20 protein-coding genes and 1 tRNA gene are annotated in these 18364 nt (G+C 61.7%); 16 read left to right on the plus strand and 5 right to left on the minus strand.

Annotation, left to right across the window (positions count from 1 at the left end; genetic code table 11):
- Positions 1-11: 11 nt before the first annotated feature.
- From ACSQ84_RS11750 to ACSQ84_RS11760, 3 genes are all read left to right on the plus strand, one after another.
- The gene (locus ACSQ84_RS11750; protein ID WP_436211825.1) at positions 12-980 is read left to right on the plus strand and encodes an aldo/keto reductase; all 969 of its coding nucleotides are present in this window, start codon (positions 12-14) and stop codon (positions 978-980) included.
- Positions 981-1128: 148 nt separating this feature from the next.
- On the plus strand, positions 1129-1869 hold the full coding sequence (locus ACSQ84_RS11755) for an ABC transporter permease (protein ID WP_436211826.1): 741 nt from the start codon (positions 1129-1131) through the stop codon (positions 1867-1869).
- 20 nt (positions 1870-1889) lie between these two features.
- Entirely contained in the window at positions 1890-2642 is a 753-nt protein-coding gene (locus ACSQ84_RS11760) for an ABC transporter ATP-binding protein (RefSeq protein WP_436211827.1), read from the plus strand.
- A 36-nt stretch (positions 2643-2678) separates the two neighbouring features.
- Here the strand turns inward: ACSQ84_RS11760 and ACSQ84_RS11765 are convergent, their stop codons facing one another.
- Genes ACSQ84_RS11765 through ACSQ84_RS11780 form a run of 4 tightly spaced genes read right to left on the minus strand, consistent with a single transcriptional unit; the run spans position 2679 to position 7071 of the window.
- Positions 2679-4196: an MBOAT family O-acyltransferase gene (locus ACSQ84_RS11765; protein WP_436211828.1), complete on the minus strand. Its 1518-nt coding sequence runs from the start codon at positions 4194-4196 to the stop codon at positions 2679-2681.
- 3 nt (positions 4197-4199) lie between these two features.
- On the minus strand, positions 4200-4673 hold the full coding sequence (locus tag ACSQ84_RS11770) for a hypothetical protein (protein ID WP_436211829.1): 474 nt from the start codon (positions 4671-4673) through the stop codon (positions 4200-4202).
- A 25-nt stretch (positions 4674-4698) separates the two neighbouring features.
- Positions 4699-4836, minus strand: coding sequence for a hypothetical protein (locus ACSQ84_RS11775; protein ID WP_436211830.1), 138 nt, complete (start codon positions 4834-4836; stop codon positions 4699-4701).
- A 39-nt stretch (positions 4837-4875) separates the two neighbouring features.
- Entirely contained in the window at positions 4876-7071 is a 2196-nt protein-coding gene (locus ACSQ84_RS11780) for a hypothetical protein (RefSeq protein WP_436211831.1), read from the minus strand.
- Between the two features lie 180 nt (positions 7072-7251).
- On the opposite strand from ACSQ84_RS11780, the gene ACSQ84_RS11785 reads away from it, so the two are divergent.
- Complete coding sequence (locus ACSQ84_RS11785) at positions 7252-8163, plus strand: hypothetical protein (protein ID WP_436211832.1); 912 nt, start codon at positions 7252-7254, stop codon at positions 8161-8163.
- On the opposite strand, the gene ACSQ84_RS11790 is transcribed toward ACSQ84_RS11785, so the two are convergent.
- On the minus strand, positions 8112-8504 hold the full coding sequence (locus ACSQ84_RS11790) for a YciI family protein (protein WP_436211833.1): 393 nt from the start codon (positions 8502-8504) through the stop codon (positions 8112-8114). The two genes, ACSQ84_RS11785 and ACSQ84_RS11790, sit on opposite strands and share 52 nt — an antisense overlap.
- Before the next feature lie 242 nt (positions 8505-8746).
- On the opposite strand from ACSQ84_RS11790, the gene ACSQ84_RS11795 reads away from it, so the two are divergent.
- The 12 genes from ACSQ84_RS11795 (at position 8747) to ACSQ84_RS11850 (ending at position 18336) form a co-directional block, all read left to right on the plus strand.
- Complete coding sequence (locus tag ACSQ84_RS11795; protein ID WP_436211834.1) at positions 8747-8947, plus strand: hypothetical protein; 201 nt, start codon at positions 8747-8749, stop codon at positions 8945-8947.
- 28 nt (positions 8948-8975) lie between these two features.
- Positions 8976-9197, plus strand: a complete 222-nt coding sequence (locus ACSQ84_RS11800; RefSeq protein WP_436211835.1) for a hypothetical protein — start codon at positions 8976-8978, stop codon at positions 9195-9197.
- A gap of 934 nt (positions 9198-10131) precedes the next feature.
- Positions 10132-10497 (plus strand): SH3 domain-containing protein, encoded by a 366-nt coding sequence (locus tag ACSQ84_RS11805; protein WP_436211836.1) that lies wholly within the window; start codon positions 10132-10134, stop codon positions 10495-10497.
- Positions 10498-11035: 538 nt separating this feature from the next.
- Positions 11036-11323: a hypothetical protein gene (locus ACSQ84_RS11810; RefSeq protein WP_436211837.1), complete on the plus strand. Its 288-nt coding sequence runs from the start codon at positions 11036-11038 to the stop codon at positions 11321-11323.
- Between the two features lie 976 nt (positions 11324-12299).
- On the plus strand, positions 12300-12575 hold the full coding sequence (locus ACSQ84_RS11815) for a hypothetical protein (protein ID WP_436211838.1): 276 nt from the start codon (positions 12300-12302) through the stop codon (positions 12573-12575).
- Between the two features lie 723 nt (positions 12576-13298).
- On the plus strand, positions 13299-13664 hold the full coding sequence (locus ACSQ84_RS11820; RefSeq protein ID WP_436211836.1) for an SH3 domain-containing protein: 366 nt from the start codon (positions 13299-13301) through the stop codon (positions 13662-13664).
- A 506-nt stretch (positions 13665-14170) separates the two neighbouring features.
- Positions 14171-14244: transfer RNA gene (locus tag ACSQ84_RS11825), tRNA-Gly, on the plus strand.
- A gap of 81 nt (positions 14245-14325) precedes the next feature.
- Entirely contained in the window at positions 14326-14748 is a 423-nt protein-coding gene (locus tag ACSQ84_RS11830; RefSeq protein WP_436211839.1) for a DUF1801 domain-containing protein, read from the plus strand.
- 256 nt (positions 14749-15004) lie between these two features.
- Complete coding sequence (locus tag ACSQ84_RS11835; RefSeq protein ID WP_436211840.1) at positions 15005-15238, plus strand: lipopolysaccharide assembly protein LapA domain-containing protein; 234 nt, start codon at positions 15005-15007, stop codon at positions 15236-15238.
- Between the two features lie 31 nt (positions 15239-15269).
- Positions 15270-16304 (plus strand): patatin-like phospholipase family protein, encoded by a 1035-nt coding sequence (locus tag ACSQ84_RS11840; RefSeq protein WP_436211841.1) that lies wholly within the window; start codon positions 15270-15272, stop codon positions 16302-16304.
- A gap of 4 nt (positions 16305-16308) precedes the next feature.
- Positions 16309-17772, plus strand: coding sequence for a GntP family permease (locus ACSQ84_RS11845; protein ID WP_436211842.1), 1464 nt, complete (start codon positions 16309-16311; stop codon positions 17770-17772).
- A 186-nt stretch (positions 17773-17958) separates the two neighbouring features.
- The gene (locus ACSQ84_RS11850) at positions 17959-18336 is read left to right on the plus strand and encodes a YbaN family protein (RefSeq protein ID WP_436211843.1); all 378 of its coding nucleotides are present in this window, start codon (positions 17959-17961) and stop codon (positions 18334-18336) included.
- The last annotated feature ends 28 nt before the right edge of the window (positions 18337-18364 follow it).

Here is an 18364-nt window from a genome sequence, read left to right on the forward strand (position 1 = left end):
GGACGAAGCCCTTGCACTATCGGCCGCTCGGCTCCACCGGAATAACGGTTTCTGCGATCGGCTTTGGCGCCTGGGGCATCGGGGGATGCACGCCCGGCGCCACGTCTTATGGCGAGACCGACGATCGGGAATCGCTTCGGGCGCTGAACGCGGCTTTCGATGGCGGAATCACCTTCTATGACACCTCCAGCGTCTACGGAGACGGTCATAGCGAAGAGCTGATCGGCGCGTGCTTCGAGGGGCGGCGGGGCGACGTCGTCATCGCGACCAAGGCCGGGATCACGTCATCGTATCGCGGCTACGACTTCAGCCCGGCGGCGTTACGCGCGTCGCTCGAGGGCAGCCTGCGACGGCTGCGATCCGACTATGTCGATGTATTCCAGCTTCACAATGGCAGTCCCGAAATCGTCATGGGCGGCCCCGAAGTCGCGGAACTGATGCAGCGGCTGGTGGCCGAGGGCAAGGTCAGGTGCTGGGGCATCTCGACGTTTTCGCCCGAAGATGCCCTTGCATTGCTGGATGCCGCCGGCGTTGGATGCTTCCAGGTCAACTGCAACCTATTGGACTGGCGTGCGGTCGATACCGGATTGCCCGGCAGCGCAGCGCGGCGGGGCATCGGCATCATCGCCCGCACGCCGCTCGCTGCGGGATTTCTCGCTGGGGCGGTGGCCAAGGATACGGTGTTTGCCGCCAATGACCATCGCAGCAGATGGCAGCGCGAGCGGATCGCCACCTGGGTCGAGGCGGCCCGGTCGGTCGCCGAGGCGGCCGGCGTTCCGGACAATGCGGTGGAACGCGCCGCGCTGGCATTGAGATTTTGCCTCTCGGTCGAAGGAGTTGCCACGGTAATTCCGGGCATGCTAACGCGTAGCGAAGTTCTGGCCAGCGTTGCCGCGTGCGAACAGGGGCCGCTGGAGCGGGATGTCATGCGAAGCATCGAAGGCACCTATCGCCGTTACGAAGCGCGGTTGGGGTTCTGACGTCCCGGCTCGCCTGGCGCCGGGATTCGACACCTGACGCGGTTGGCCGCGTTGCACGAAGTCGGGAGTGGTCTTGGTCTCAACCGTTGTAAAGCCGATATCGGAACCGCATCCCCTGGCGTCGGCCATTCGCGGGATGTTGAGTACCTTGTCGAATGCCCTGAGCTGGGCGTGGCTCGATACCGTCTGCCAGTATCGGCGTTCGCGAATCGGCCCGCTGTGGGAGACCCTCAATGTCCTCGTGATGCTGCTCGGCCTCAGCGTGGTCTCGTCGGCGATCTTCGGCAGCAGCGTCAGCGACATCATCGCCTATGTCGGCGTCGGCATCATCGTCTGGTCGGCGATATCAGCGCTGGTCATCGAGGGCGGCGGCGTCTTCGTCAGGAACGCCGGATATCTCAGCAATTCGACGCTCGGCCTCGGCCTTTATGTCGGACGAACTGTTTTCAAGATCATGATCACCTTCGGTCATCACTCCATTATCTACGTGATGGGCGTGGTGTTTGCGCTGGTGCCGCTCAGCTGGACCAGTCTGCTTGCGATCCCCGGGATCATCCTGCTGTTCGTCAACGGATTCTGGATCGTGATGGTGCTCGGCTTCGTTTGCGCGCGGTACCGCGACGTCGAATTGATCGTGCGCAATTTGATGCAACTTGCGTTCTTCGTGACGCCGATATTCTGGAACTATCGGCAGATCGCCAGCAACCGGCAGTTTTTGGTGGAATACAACGTGCTGTTCTATTTCATCGAGATCATCCGCAATCCGCTGCTCGGCGAAGTTCCGCCGCTGGCGCACTATCTGACGGTGCTCGGAGTCACCGTGGCCGGCTATCTCCTCGCTTTTTTCGTTTACCGCCGGATGCGCGGTCAACTTGCGTTCTGCGTCTAGAGCTGGGATACGGCTGACCCATGACTCACGTGCGCCTGAAGAACGTCAACGTCAGCATACCGATCTACGACAGTCATGCGCTCCGCCTGATCCGTCTGCCGTCGTTCAGCAATGCCAAGGTCGGCTCCGACTCGGCAAGCCGCACCAACGGCGTCATCGTCATTCACGCCCTGAAGAACCTCTCTCTCGAACTGGCGGAGGGCGACCGCGTCTGCCTGATCGGCCACAACGGCGCGGGCAAGACCACCCTGTTGCGTCTGGTCGCCGGCATCTACCCGACCTCGACCGGTTCGGTGGACGTAAAGGGCAGCGCATTCACGCTGCTGGGTGGCAGCATCGCGCTGAACGCCGATGCCACCGGCTACGAGAACATCAGGCTGATCGCCAATCTCTACAATTGGCCGAGCGACAAGTATCAGGATCTGGTTCGCGACATCGAGGAATTCACCGAACTCGGCGTCTATCTGGATTTGCCGACGCGCATTTACTCGGCCGGCATGCAGGCGCGGCTGTCGTTCGCGCTTGCGACCGCGCAAAATCCCGACATCCTGTTGATTGACGAAGGCATCGGCGCCGGCGACGCGCACTTCCAGGAGAGGGCGCGGGCTCGGGTCAGTCAGTTCGTCAGCCGTGCCCGGATTTTGCTGCTGGCGTCGCATTCGAAGGATTTGTGCCGGTTGATGTGCACCAAGGCGCTGGTGCTGTCCAAGGGCGAAAGCGTCTTCTTTGGCGACGTCGACGAAGGCTTCGCCTTTTATGAGCGCATGGTCTGATCGGCCGCGGTCGACGCGGTTCGAGGCGACGCGGCTTCAGAACATGAAATAGATGAATTCGCTCACCCGGTTGACCGCAACAACGTTGTAGGTGAAGGCGACGCCGAACAAGAGGCCGAGGGCCGCCGCCCAGCCGAAGGTCGGACGCCAGGCGAGCCGGGCGCTTTTCGGCCGGCCCTCGCCGAGCAGGAACTGCTGGGTGTTCGGAAGTCCCCACACGATCGCCAGTGCCGCGACGAACCAGCCGAGCAGCAGACTACGGGCGACGAGCCAGCCTTCTCCGATCGGCACTCCGATCGCCTTCAGTGCCGTTGCGACGTCCGGCATCGGGTCGTACAGAGGGCCATGCAGCCAGCCGTGCATCCCCCTCATTCCATCGAACATCCGATGTGCCGCATCGAAGCTCTCCGCGCGAAAGAACACCCAGGCCAGCACGACCAGCAGAAAGGTGGCGACCCGCGCAATCCACAGCCGGATGACATTGATCTCGCGCTCGCCGCGAAAATTTCGCCAGGCGTGATTTACGAGCAGGAACAGGCCGTGTAGCCCGCCCCAGGCGACGAACGTCCAATTGGCGCCATGCCAGAGGCCGCCGATCAGCATCGTGAGCATGACGTTGACATAGCGGCGGGCCGGACCGGACCGGTTGCCGCCGAGCGGGATGTAAACGTAGTCGCGCAGGAACAGCGACAGCGTGATGTGCCAGCGGCGCCAGAAATCGATGATGCTGGTGGCTTTGTAGGGCGAATTGAAATTGAAGGGCAGAACGACGCCGAACATCAGCCCGAGCCCGATCGCCATGTCCGAATAGCCGGAGAAATCGAAATAGATCTGGAAGGTGTAGGCGAGGGCGGCTCCCCAGGCATTGACGAAGCCCGGCATTTCGCCGCGCGCTGCGGCTGCGAATACCGGCGTTGCATAAGCGGCCATACTGTCGGCGATGATGGTCTTCTTGAACAGGCCGAACAGCAGGAAACTGATGCCGAGCGCGAAGTTCTGCCAGGAAAAACGTGCGAAGCCAGGTGCGGAAAACTGCGGCAACAGCTGATGCGGGCGGATGATGGGTCCGGCGATCAAATGGGGGAAGAAGCTGACGAACAGCGCGTAACGCGCAAGCGACGGCTCGGCCTTGTTCTGCTCCCGGGTCTCGATCAGATAGCTGATCTGCTCGAAGGTGTAGAAGGATATGCCGACCGGAAGGACGATGGTTGGAATGAAGAAGGACGCCGCAAAGATGTCGTTGACGCTGGAGATGATCAGGCCGGTGTACTTGAAGTAGCCGATCAAAGCGAGATTGAGCGCGATGCCGCCGATCAGCCATGCCCGTGAGCTCATGCGGGAATGCGCGATGGCGTAGCCGAACAGGAAATTCACCACCACGGAAATGAGGAAGAGAATGAAGTTGAAAAGGCTTGAATAGGCGTAGAACAGAAGGCATGCCGCGAGCAGAAACAGCAGCGCCGCATTCCGCCCGCGCCACCAGCCGAGCAGGTAGAATCCACCGAGCGCGATCGGCAGGAATACGAACAGGAAGATGGGTGAGTTGAACAGCACGGGCTACCAGCAAGTCGCTCGGGTTTGACGATTCTGAACGGTCGGGCCCTTCGTTGCGGCGGAAATCTTCGCTGCGAATTCGGAATTCGTGGGCGTCCAATGCGCCAACCCCACCCGGCTGTGCGCCAGATGGGCGTCAATGTTCTCGCCCGTCAGGCGGACGCCAAAATCCGCCGGCAGGCTCAGTTGCCGACGATCATGTCCGAGCACGCGATCGAGGATGAGATTACCTGCCGCATTCCGGTAATGCGAATACTCCCAGAACCAGCGCATCGGTGTCAAATCCGCGGGCGCCGGCACGGCTTCACGCGTAATCGAATTGGCGTCGCTGAAATCCCACAGCGGCAACGGTTTGCGTCCGGCGCGCGCCGCCTCCTGCTCGTTGATGCGGACCAGCTCCTTCTGCCAGAACGCGTACCGATCGGAGAGACCGAGTTCGGTGAGCAACTGCCGTACCGAGGCATGTAGCGGTGTCATGAATAGCCGTAGGTCGGTTTGTTGTTCATACGCGTCGAACCATGAAGCGGAACGGATCGAAGCCGGTCATGCCGGTGTCGGAATTGGTGAAACCATACATGTACCGTGGAGGCATTAGCCAGAGATACCACCGCCAGCCCACGACGTTGTCGCGAAAAGCCATGCCGTTTCCGCCAAATGGGAGAGCATCGAACAGCGGGGGTCACCAGCACTTGGCCTCGGCCTGGCGATTTTGAACGTTCGGGCCCTTGGTGGCGGCTGAAATCTGCGTTGCAAATTCGGGATTCCCGGTGGCCCAATCCGCAATTCCGCCGCGGCTGCGGGCGCGATGGGCGTCGATATTTTCACCCGTGAGGCGGACGCCAAAATCCGCCGGCATGATTCTTTCGGGGCTGCTATACCCAAAAATGCGATCGAGAATGAGATCGCCGGTCCTGAGGCGGTAATGCGAGAATTCCCAGTACCAGTGCATGGGTGTCAAATCGGTGGAGGCTGGCACGGTCTCGCGGGTAACTGTGTTGGCGTCGCTGAAATCCCATAGCGGCAGCGGCTCGCGCCCGGCGCGCGCCGCTTCTTCCTCGTTGATGCGAACCAGCTCCTTTTGCCAGAACTCGTACCGCTCGGAGAGACCGAGCGCGGTGAACAAGTGTCGAACCGAGGGCGGCGCCGGCGTCATGAACAGACGCAGGTCGGTTCCATTGGCATGGGCCTGTCGCACCATGAAGCGGAATGCATCGAAGCTGGTCATGCCGGTGTCGGGATTGTTGAAACAATGCATGTATCGCGGTGGCATCAGCCACAGATACCATTGAAAGCTCTGAAGCGTGCTCCGGATGACCAGTCCGGTCCCGCCGAGCGTGCGAAGAACGTCGTCGTGGGAACGCCATACGCGCGTGCCGCGATCGTCAAACGATGCTGGTTCCGATTGCCCGCGAAGTGTCAGGAATGTGTCGCGGATGGCGGTTCGCGAAAAAATCAGGCGGAATAATTCGTCGATCTCGAATACCGCCTTTCCGAGCCTGGGCCAGCTTTGCCAGAGCGCTTCGGTGGAATCGGCAGGAGGAAATCCGCCCGGCAGTTTCTGCCTTTGACCGGCCGCGGCATAATGAGCGTATCCGTCGCGGTATCCGCCAAACGCCAAGCGGACGCGAGCGATGGCGTTTCGGCTGAGATATTCCGCTTCATTCCAGCCCTCGGGACGGAATCTGCCCGATCGGCTTTCCGCGCGTCCGGCCACCAGGTAGTGGTGATAGCCGTTCAGGTATCGGCCTGACCTGATTTTGTATGCAACGTCGGGGTTCACCTGCAAATATCTCGCCTCGTACCAGTCCGAGGGGGCGAAGCCGCCCTCGCGACGTTCCAGCCTGCCGGCGGCGAGATAGTGATGATACCCGCTGACAAACGTGCCGCGGGCGACCTCGTCCCTCACGTCGGGATTGACCCGAAGATACAGCTCTTCGTTCCAATCGTGCGGCGGCGTGCCGTCGTGGCGGCCTTCGGTACGTCCTGCGAGGAGATAGTGATGATAGCCGTTGGTGAACGTGCCCCGGCGAACTTCGGCGGCGACGTCTGGATTTACACGCAGGTATAGCCTGTCGTTCCAGTCAGGCGGTGGCGGTGGCGTTCCCGTCTGACGGCCTTCCGCGCGTCCGGCGGCGAGATAGTGATGATAGCCGCTGGTGAACTTGCGGCGCTGCACTTCGGCGGCGACATCCGGGTAAAGTCGGAGATACAGAGCCTCGCTCCAGTTGGCAGGGGGACTGCCGTCCGGGTGAGCTTCCGTCCAGGCCGCTTCCTCAGGCGCGGGTGCCGTTACCGGAGGCGATGGTTTGCTGCTGCTATCAGCGCGGCGCTTCGCAAGTTCGGCGGTCAAAAAATCGGCGAAGGCCTGAGCCGCGTCGCCGGAGAAGCGGGCTTCCAGATATTCCGGATCGCGGGGAAAAAAGATGTTGAAGCCGAAGAAGTCCAGGCCGACGACGGCTTGCTTGAGCGGCGCGCTGGCCTGGGCATGGCGAAACGCCAGCATCACTTCATAGCTGGAGGCGCCGGGGAGACCGAAGTTGAAGACGTTCTTGCCGGCCCAGGCGGGATGCCGCGGATCAAGGCCGGTTTCGGCGCGGGAGCTGCCCAGGATGACGGCGTCGGGCTTGATCCGCCGGACCTGATAGGGCTTTGCCGCCGGCAGGTGATTTTCGTAGCGTGGGCGCACGACGTTGATCCCGGGGATATCAGGCGTTCCGAACACGTAATGGGGATCTACCAGAACAACGACGGCGGCGAGGACGAGCGGAGGCGTCGCCACACATGCGATCAATCCGATGGCGAAGCGTCGAAAGCTGGAGCTGATTGGCGAGGTGGGATCGGCAGCCTTGCTGGTCGCAGGGACGAATGGGCTCACCTTGGTCGCGGCTCGCTTGGTTTGACTGCGGAGAGTTGAAGGCCAGATCCCAAGGTATCCAAGGACTTCATGACGGTCAAATGCGCGGCGCATCGTTTCAATTGACGGCTGGCAAGCAGACGGCTTACGCATTGAAATCCAGAGGAAGCCAGTTACTCCCCCAACCATCGCCAGCTTGCAATGCGCCGCCGCCACGCCGGAAAATCCCGAACCATCATCATCGTCGCGTTGCTGCTTGTCGCAGCCTGCGTGGCCCCGGTGCTGTGGAACTATCCGAAACTCTATGCGCGCGTGCTGGAAGACCGGCGATTTCCGGCGCTGAGCCGCTACGCGCTCGAGCCGGTGCCTGAGGTGGCGCTGGTCGGCAGTTCGATGATGTTCCGGATTTACGAAGGCTATTTCAGCACACCCCTGCGCAACGCCGCGATCGGCGGCGGCTCGCCGCTGACGGGCCTTGCGATCATCGCCAGCTATCCGAAACTGCCGCGGGTCATCGTGGTCGAGACCAACATCCTGTCCCGCCCGATCGATGCCGCGCTGGTGAAGAACTTCGGCAACAACGATGCCGAACCATTCGCATGGTTCTGGCCCTATCGCGTCGCGATTTCCTGGGTGTATTACTGGCTGAAGTATAAATCCGAGAGCGACAATATCGCGAATTTGCCGCGGCAGCCGCCGTCGATCTACGACATCAAGGCCTCGCTCGATGAAACCGAGGCGGAATATGCCAATCCCGCTTTCGACGCGCCGATGGCGCAGAACGCCGCGACCCTGCAACGGCTGGTCGCGGAGCTCGAGAGCAGGGGGGGCCGGATTTATTTCGTGGAGTTGCCCTATCCCGGCAATCTCGGTCAGTCGCGTTATGCGGTGACCGCGCGAACGCTGGCGCACAACGCGTTTCCCGATCGCAGCAAATGGCCCGACATCGATTACCATCTGCCCGAGCTGCGCTGGGTCGATGCCTCGCACATGGACGAGCGCTCCGCGATCATCGTGGCGCGGGAGATCGACGGCTTTCTCGGCCGCGTGACGACGCAGCCTCAGGTGATGCCCGGGGTCTCGGTGGTCGGCAACGGCTCGCCGGGAAGATAGAGCGCGATCGGGCGGATCTCGTAGACCGCCGTCGGATTGACCTTGCGCAGCTCGCGCGCCACCGCGATGGCGGCGTCCTCATTGGCGCAGTCGATGACATAGAGCCCCAGCAGCTGCTCCTTGGTCTCGGCAAACGGCCCGTCGATCACGATTCCGTCGCCCGGTCCGCGCAAGGTGCGGGCCTTGCCCGTTGCTCCGAGCCGCGCCGACGGCCCGAGCAGCTTTTGTTCGTTCAAGCGGTCGTGAACCCGCAGCAGGTCGGTCATCAGGGCGGCATCGGCCTCCGCCGTCCAGGACTGCACCTCGGCTTCGACGTGGTAGGCCAGCATGGCGTAAAGCATCGATATCTCCCTGGGCTAAGGCGTTTTCGAAAAATAAGGCCGCGATTGGCCACTTCCGAGGACGTTTCGCACATGCCTATCCCGACAAATCGGTTTCGGGAAGCGCCAGACGCTGGCGGGGTGAGGCAGGTCACGAAACATTCCGGAAACACGATATCGGGGCAGGCGCCTTGAACGCACCGCGGCGCGCCCACGACTGATGAACAGAACGCAGCAACTGCGCATCATCCACGGAGACGGTCATGCCACGCAAGCCAGCCTCGATCATCAGCGATGCCACCAGGTCCCACGCGGCCGCGCCCGCATCGACGCAGGCCGGCGATTGGCACGACGTCTCCGGCCACCACCGCTATTACGGCAGTTCGGCCACCAATGGCGGCGAGAACATCGTCGAAAGCCGCCGCGGCGCGCGTCCGCGGTCGGTCAACCTCTGCGGCTTCTGACCGGCCTTCGCCTGATGAGAGCAACCTCATGGCCGACGTCACCTTAAGCACGCTCTTTATCCTGTTTCTGCCGTTCCTGTTGTCGCTCGTCGGGCAGGGCGCCATGGCGAAGATGCTTACGCTGCTGACCAGCATTCTGGCGCTGCTGCTCAGCGTCAGGGAATATGGCGCCGTGCTTCCCTGGATCACCGGCATGGCGATCGCATTGGCCTCGGTGTGGGAACGGATCCGCCAGCGCCGGATGGTTTGAGCGGCCGGCTCCGGGCGCGCTGTTGCTCAACATACAACTGTCGTCCCGGCCTTGAGCCGGGACCCATACCGCGTGATCTCTCGTGAGGCCTCGCTGACAGAGACCATTCGCAAAATTTCTTCCTGTGGTTATGGGTCCCTGCGTTCGCAGGGACGACGGCGGTGTTTGTTGTTGCGCCATCATCCAAACGCAACTTCGCGATCTCGCGACGCTGATCGCCCGAGCTTTGCCAGAAACTTCCCGCCCTCTTCAAAGAGAGGAGCGCAGGGAATGCCGGATGCGCGCTGCACCCGCGATCTCGTGTGCGAAGTGCACAAACAAAGGTGCACACGAGCATACAGGGCAGCGGAGAACATCCGACATTCCCTGCGCAATGGCTTTACGGCTTATAACGAGCTCTCCCCGGAGAACGGCTCTTTTGCCTCCGTTGCGCCCTGAGAAGCAATTGCCTCCAGGTGCATTGACGCCAGCACCGCGACGTCAGGACCACACGTCTTTGCCGTACGCTCTCGCGCCGTTCGTTATCGGCACTACCAGCGTCCACCGCGACCCGTCCCAACGATCGTGACGATCATGATACGCCCCTCTGACGGGATGGCGAAGATATAAACTGATTTTCATTTCTGTAAAAGCGAAATATTTTTTATTTCGGGGCTTGACATCGATTCCGTAAATCGGAAGTGATTTGCCCGTCGGGTCGATTTGTCGCAGGCGCAAGATTGTGCTTGCCCGGGGCGACACAGTTCGGCTTGAAGGAAAATGAGTCATCCGCAGGGTTGCTTTGACCCGCCATTCGCAAATGGCGGGTTAAAGAGAACCCGCCCTACGAGCTACGAGCCCTTGCCCTATTGCTCTCGCCGCGAGCTTGCGAAACAATGCCGTCAGCGATGGAGGAAGCGATGGGAGCCGCGTTCGCAGTAGCGCCAAAAGTGCCGTGCTGAAGGTCGTCTTGCTTGGCGCGGTTGTCAGCGTTGCGTGTGTCGCGACGGCCTTTGCGCAATCCGGCAATGCCGGCGGCACCATCGGCAACGATGAAAAGGCGCTCTCGGGCACCAGGCAGGAATCGCCGCCGGCGGCGCCAAGCCATGACCGCAACACCTGCGTCGTCGCTGATCCAACCGGAACGCCGCTCAACATCCGCACCTCGCCGAACGGAAAGATCGTCGGCAAGATCGCCAACGGCGAGCGTATTCGCATCTCGGACCAGACCACCGAAAACGGCAAGCAATGGGCCTATATTTCCAACGCCGCTTCCCGGCCGATCGGCTGGGTGTTTCGAAAATTCCTGGTGTGTAAATGAGCTGATCGGGAGTTGCGGCAAGCCGCGTAGGGCGGGTTCTCTTTAACCCGCCATCTCGCATTCCAGCGGCGGGTTAAAGAGAACCCGCCCTACAAGATGTCGCCTTGCGGTCAGTCCGACTACGGATGCGTCGGCCATGACCTTTTTGACCAGACGGCATGCAGCCTTCCGGGCTCCACGGCCAAAATCAGCGGATTCGGCTCATGGCCCCTGTAACGTGACAACCGTCAAACTCTCGGCCCCACCAGAGTCGGAAGATCCCGCGAGGGTGGCGCGAGGGAAACCAATGCGAGGGTTTGATGTCAGTTCTTGAGGACCGCATCTGAAGCGGCTGTGGTGCCAGAGCGGTGGCCAGCCATTCTTCAGTCCTTGTCCGATTTATCCGAAGCTGAGGTGGCGTGATATTTACTGCCAATGGGCAGAATACCTAGTGGGTGGCGTCCGAAGGCATCGCGCCGGTGTTTCGAAATACCTTCGAGAAGGCTGGAAGACCTAAACCTTTGCCGGTACGAATGGCCGCACTACGCGAAGCGGGATCGTGTCGGACCAGGAGCTTTTCACGGAAGATGAAATTGAAACGATCCATTCTATCAGGACTTTCTCCGCAAGAACGGCCTTGGTTATGCAGCAGGTACTTCAGATCCCAAGCGATCTAATTTTTATTACCTTTGAGCGGGCGTTTGCGAAAGGTCCAGTCGACAAGCCGCTGATCCAGTACCTCAACACTCACGCCCTCATTGGCAAGAAGCACATTGCTAGCGGCGCGGCTCGGTCTCGATCGCGCGAACGGAAACGCTACAAGTACTTGGGCTGGCGGCAGGAGTAGTCGTCGGCATGGGCGCTTGGTGGTTGCGAATCATTTGCTGAATGATCTTGTGCCGAACGTCATTCAGGATCGCCGTCGGCGACTAACGCTGGTTGATGCTGCAGCAGATGTTTTTCAATGCTTCGCTAGAGAGGTTGAGACGTCGCGGCGTTGCCGGATTCATTCGATCCCGATAGCGGCAAGCGAAAGCCATCTCCCGCTGATCGTGCATCTTGTCCCGATCAGAGGTGCTGCGCGCGACATCTCTGACGTGACCACGCCTTTGTTGTGACGCCGGTTGATAGATCTGTCGTGCCTACCGCGAAGCTGCAAGGACTTTTCGACCTAACCCCGGCCGAAGCGCGCGTGGCCCGGGGAATTGGCGACGCCCAGACCGTTGGCGCGGTCGCTCGGTATTTCGCGCGAGACTGTGCGGACGCAGCTCAAGGCGGCTGGGGAAGACTGGCCTCTATAGGCAGGCGAACTGGTCAGCCTTCTGGCTGGCAGGCATTACCATTCGGCTAGCGGGGTTGAAAACTCCATCGTTTCCAGCGCCCTTATCCGCACGAGATTACTCCGTTGCTCAACGGGAAACGCACGGCGCACTGCTGTGGCGGATAGCCGTCTCAAAGCGGCACCGCATCGCCGCCCGCTACGACCGATGCGCCTATACTTTCTTCTCAGCCATCTGTATCGTGGTTATAGTGCTGCTCTACCAACTAATGAGTCCTGAGCCTAGCCCAACGGCGCTCAGCCGATCATTTCAGAGATTTTCTAAGTTTCACCCTTTTGGGTGAAGTCATTTGCTCCGGGACAATACACGCAGCTCGTGTCATGATTGGCGGGTGCCGCGGATCGTGTACTGACTCGCAGCATTTTTGCGAGTTGGTATATTGCTCCTGTTTTCCGTCGTTGCAGCGCCGCGGCCCGACTTTGTTGCGGCCGTGTAGCATCTCAAAAAGCAAAGCTTTGAGGATTTCAACTGAAGGGAGCGAGAATGATTCAGGCTAGATATTTAGGATTTATTGCAGTCATGGGGATGATTTTATCACTGGCACATCCGCCCATGCAAAGAGCTGTACGCAGCAAGGCAGCGAATGTAAAAGCTGGGCGCGGAGCAATGTCCTCGATCCAGCGCGTCAGGCTGGAGCTATCGCGACCTGTAGCGCCGAAATTCGAAATGTACTGCGCGTTGCAACGCGGCGAAAAATACTTCGTCGGTATAGGTGGTTCTAATCAATACCCCATCGATACGAATTGCTGGATCGTTTAGGGCCGCCTCAGTTGGCGGCCCTTGTATTTAATTACGGTGACAGTGCACTCAATTGACGCGTCGCCCTTTCGCAGCCATCATGCCGTATGGCCCGCCTCGCCCGTGTCGTCATCCCCGGTCATCCGCACCATGTCACGCAGCGCGGCAATGGCCGCGCGCGGACTTTCTTCGGCGACGTGCAACTTGACGCCAGCCTAAGGGCGTCGGGACCACACGCCTTTGCCGTACGCTCTCGTGCCGTTCGTTATCGGCCCTACCAGCGTCCACCGCGACCCGTCCCAACGATCGTGACGATCATGATACGCCCCTCTGGCGGGACGGGATGGGTGAAGATATAAACTGATTTTCTATTCTGTAAAAGAGAAATATTTTTTATTTCGGGGCTTGACATGATTTCCGCAAATCGGAAGTGATTTGCCCGTCGGGTTGATTTGTCGCAGGTGAGCCGCAAAATTGTGCTTGCGCCGGGGGGCGACACAATCGGCGTTTTTGCGATTTCGGCTTGAATAGATCAGCCAATCTCGTAGGGCGGGTTCTCTTTAACCCGCCACCTCGTCAACCCGCCATCTCGCATTCCAGCGGCGGGTTGTGGCGGGTTAAAGAGAACCCGCCCTACGAGCTACGAGCCCTTGCCCTATTGCTCTCGCCGCGAGCTTGCGAAACAATGCCGTCAGCGATGGAGGAAGCGATGGGAGCCGCGTTCGCAGTAGCGCCAAAAGTGCCGTGCTGAAGGTCGTCTTGCTTGGCGCGGTTGTCAGCGTTGCGTGTGTCGCGACGGCCTTTGCGCAATCCGGCAATGCCGGCGGCACCATCGGCAACGATGAAAAGGCGCTCTCGGGCACCAGGCAGGAATCGCCGCCGGCGGCGCCAAGCCATGACCGCAACACCTGCGTCGTCGCTGATCCAACCGGAACGCCGCTCAACATCCGCACCTCGCCGAACGGAAAGATCGTCGGCAAGATCGCCAACGGCGAGCGTATTCGCATCTCGGACCAGACCACCGAAAACGGCAAGCAATGGGCCTATATTTCCAACGCCGCTTCCCGGCCGATCGGCTGGGTGTTTCGAAAATTCCTGGTGTGTAAATGAGCTGATCGGGAGTTGCGGCAAGCCGCGTAGGGCGGGTTCTCTTTAACCCGCCATCTCGCATTCCAGCGGCGGGTTAAAGAGAACCCGCCCTACAAGATGTCGCCTTTTTTTGATCGCCGTTGCGGCCGATTCCAATGCACCCGACCAACAAAAAAGCGCGGCGGGATTTCTCCCGCCGCGCCCCAACTTTTGAACTCGCTGGTCCAGGGCTGAGAGCGCCCCGTTGCCAAGCCCTAAGAAACTAGCCTCGAGAGCTTAGCGGGCGATCCCAGCGAGGTGACAGCGCTTGGTAAGAGACACTGGATCACCTCCTTTCGTTGTTGATGGAAACAACAGTATAGGCAGCGAATCTGTCGCTGTTAAGGGGCGGGACGGGCGCGGATTCCGGCCGGAACCGGGCCGGTTTGCAGGCCGGCCGGGCCGCGTTTGGCAATTTCCTGGCGATTTCTTGACGGTTCCGGGGAGGTTGAGGCCGCCCGCATGGCGTGTTAGGTGATCGTCCAGGCGCGGGTGTAGCTCAATGGTAGAGCAGCAGCCTTCCAAGCTGAATACGAGGGTTCGATTCCCTTCACCCGCTCCAACAATCTCATGTGTCCAGCCCGCAACATAGGTAGTGGCGCCGATCGAATCCCGCGGTCGGGTGGATGAACGTGGATCAGATATGAAGAAGATGACACCTGCCGCCAGCCCCGAGGCGTATGTCGTCGCTCTCTTCGGCTGGCGCCGCGAGTGTGTTGAATCCCTGCGCGCGGCGGTTCGCGCTGTTTCTGCCCTGGAAGAAGTCGTGAAATGGGGCCACCTCGTCTATCTGGCCAATGGGCCGACTCTGCTCATCCGCGCCGAGCAGGAGCGGGTGCTGTTCGGCTTCTGGAGAGGCCAGCGACTGAGTGACATAGAGCCTCGCCTCAAGAAGGCCGGCAAGTACGAGATGGCCACGCTGGAACTGCGAGAGGGAATGTCCATCAAGCCATCGATCGTGCGTCGCCTGGCTCGGGAGGCAGTCGCACTCAACCAGACGCTCGGCAATCCAGTGCACGCGGCGAAGCCGGCTTCGAAGAAAGGCGACAGGAGTAGCCGACGATGAACCGCGGCGGGGTTCGATTCCCTTCACCCGCTCCAGCCTTCGGTTACACGTGCTCGACCTCATTCTGCTCGACCTCATTCCGACACCCGCTGAATGTCAGGGGGACCGGGCCGGAAACCTTTCCAATTTTGCTATTATTCTCCATCTTCTGCAGACGAATGTCGGATAGGCTTTCGCTTCGGCCTCGCGCCGTGGTCGTTGAGGTGGTGGCGGCGGACCGCGCGCCACGTTGTTGATCGACAATCAGGAGGCACCCATGCGCTGGGTCTACCTCGCCGTCATCATCCTGTTCGCTGCCGCGACGATCGTCTTCGCGGCGCAGAACTTCGAGATCGTCACCGTGTCCTTCCTCGGCAGCAACACCCGCGTGCCGCTCGCGCTGCTGGTCGGCGTCGCCTACCTGTTGGGCGCGGCGACGGGCGGCAGCCTGTTTGCGCTGCTGCGTCGATCTTACAAAGCGTCGAGACGAGGCCTTGGGGGCTCGTCCTGATTTAGATGTTGTTTCATCCCGGCCGAAGAGGATGACGATGGACGCTACAGCACGCGAACCGGTTCTGGTGGATCTCGCCTTGCAGGGCGGCGGCTCCCACGGCGCATTCACCTGGGGCGTGCTCGATCGGCTGATCGACGAGCCGTGGCTGCGGATCGAGGCGATCTCCGGCACGTCGGCGGGCGCGATGAATGCCGCCCTGATGGCGGACGGATGGACGCAAGGCGGTGCCGAAGGCGCGCGGGCCGCGCTCGATAGCTATTGGCGGCGCGTGTCGCAGGCTGCGGCGTTCAGCCCGCTGCAGCGCTCGCCGCTCGACCGGCTGATGGGCCGCTGGACGCTCGACACGTCGCCCGCCTATCTCGCCATGGACCTGATGGCCCGCGTGGTTTCGCCCTATGATCTCAATCCGCTCGGCCTCAACCCGCTGCGTTCCATCCTCGCCGCGAGCATCGATTTCGACCGGTTGGCCCGCGCACCGATCAAGCTGTTCGTCACCGCGACCAATGTGCGCACCGGCCGCGGCCACATCTTCCGCAACAAGGAGATCACCGCCGACGTCCTGCTGGCCTCTGCCTGCCTGCCGACCATGTTCCATGCGATCGAGATCGACGGCGAACCTTACTGGGACGGCGGCTACGCCGGCAATCCGACCCTGACGCCGCTGGTGCGCGAAAGCGACGCGCACGACACCATTCTGGTGCAGATAAATCCGCGAGAGCGGCCAGACCTGCCGCGCACGGCAAACGAGATCCTCAACCGACTCAACGAGATTTCCTTTAACTCGCCGCTGATGAAGGAGTTGCGCATGATGGCGCTGCTGCGCCAGGTGGCGGACCCCGGACACGGCGAGGGCGCGCGCTGGGCCGGAATGCGCACGCACCGGATCATGACCGACGCGCTCGCGGACTTCGGTGCGTCCTCGAAGCTCAACGCCGAGTGGGCGTTCGTCTCACTGCTGAAAGAAGAGGGCCGCAAGTGCGCCGACGCATTCCTCAATGCCCACGGCGAGGATATCGGCAGGCAATCCACCACCGATCTCGACGCGCTGCTGGCGGAATGCTGAGGTCATGACGGTAGCAGGACTTCTCGGCATCCTGATCGGGCTCGGCCTTTTGATCGCGTTCGCCTTCCGGGGCTGGAGCGTGCTGCTGCTGGCGCCGCTCGCCGCCCTGACCGCGGCGCTGTTCTCCCGCGAGCCGTTGCTTGCCCACTGGACCCAGACCTTCATGGTCTCCGCAGCAGGCTTCCTGGCGCAGTTCTTTCCGCTGTTTCTGCTTGGCGCGCTGTTCGGCAAGCTGATGGAGGACAGCGGCTCGGTCACTGCAATCGCGAGCTTCATGACGCAGCGGCTTGGTCCGCAGCGGGCCGTGCTGGCGGTCGTGCTCGCCGGCGCGCTCGTCACCTATGGCGGCGTCAGCCTGTTCGTTGCCTTCTTCGTGCTGGCGCCGATGGCGCAGGAGGTGTTTCGCGCGGCCGGCATCCCGCGGCGTCTGATGCCGGCGGCGATCGTGCTCGGCACCTCGACCTTTACCATGTCGGCGCTGCCCGGCACGCCATCGATCCAGAACGCGATCCCGATGCCGTTTTTTGGCACCACGCCCTTTGCTGCGCCGGGCCTCGGTGTTCTGGCATCGCTGATCATGCTCGGTTTCGGCCTGTGGTGGCTCAATCGCGAAGAGGCCGTCGCAAGGAAGAACGGCGAAGGCTTTGGCGACGGCGCGCCGATGCCGTCCGAGCGTCTCGCCACCGACGAAAAGCTGCGTGAACGCGCCACCACCGCGCACCAGTTCGATCCGGCGGAGATCCTGCACGGCAAGGCGGCCGACGTGCCGCCTCCGGTCATGCTCGCCGCGCTGCCCCTCATCGTGGTGATTGCCGTCAATCTGGCGATGTCGTTGTTCATCCTGCCTATCCTCGACACTCGCTTTCTCGCCGAAACTCGCTGGGGGGAGACCTCGCTCGCCGCTGTCGGTGGCGTGTGGGCCGTGATCACGGCGCTCGCCTGCGCGATTCTGACCGTGCTCGCCATCAGCCATCGGCGACTGCCGGCGCTGCGAGCGACCATGGACGCCGGCGCCAACGCCGCCGTACTGCCGGCGATGAGCGTGGCGAGCCTGGTCGGGTTCGGCGCCGTGGTGGCGGCGATGCCTGCTTTCGCCGTGGTGCGCGACGCCGTGCTCGGCATCGGCGGCGGACCGCTGGTGTCGCTGGCAGTCGCCACCAACGTGCTCGCGGCGCTCACCGGCTCGGCATCGGGTGGGCTGACCATTGCGCTCGACGCGCTCGGGGCGACATACATGACGCGCGCGGCGGAGATCGGGCTCGATCCCGCGCTGCTGCATCGCGTCGCGGTGATTGGTTCGGGCACGCTCGATAGCCTGCCGCACAATGGCGCGGTGGTCACATTGCTGGCGGTCTGCGGATCGACGCACCGGGACAGCTATCGCGACATCGTGATGGTCGGCATCGTCGGCGCCCTCGTGGCGCTTGCCGCCGTCATCGTGCTCGGCTCGGTGACGGGTTCGTTCTGAAATGTCAGAACGACCTTTGAAAATGCTACCGTATTTCGAGCCTTCCAGTACGAGGGGTCGATTCGCTTCACCCGCCATTTCTTTTCCTGCCGCGAAGCGGCTAAAACCAGCCGTGGCGTCAGCCGGGAGCGAGCACCCCTTGCCTGAAGAACAATCTTTGCTTGAGACAGATAATCGGCAGGCCTGATGCGCATCATCTACTTCGGTCTGGGTTGGGTGATGGTCGCGCTCGGCGTGATCGGCCTCGTGATGCCGCTGATGCCGGGGGCGGTTTTCCTGATCGTGGCGGCGGCGTGTTTTGCGCGCTCCTCGCCCCGTTTCGAGGCCTGGCTGCTCGATCATCCGACACTGGGCAAGCCGCTGCGCGATTGGCGCTCCGCCGGAGCGATCCCGCGTCCGGCCAAGATCATGGCCTGCGCGGGGATGGCGTTCGGTTTCGTCGTGTTCTGTTATAGCTTCGCGCCGTCGCTGCCGCTCGCCCTGGGCGTGGCGGCGGGTTTTCTTGCCTGCGCCGCCTACGTCGTCTCGCGTCCGGCGGTGGCCCGGCAGGACGCTCCCATCTAGCGGCGCTCGCTGCCACGAGGGCAATGGC

Origin of the sequence: Bradyrhizobium sp. LjRoot220 (genome assembly GCF_964252915.1) — a bacterium.
GTDB lineage: Bacteria > Pseudomonadota > Alphaproteobacteria > Rhizobiales > Xanthobacteraceae > Bradyrhizobium.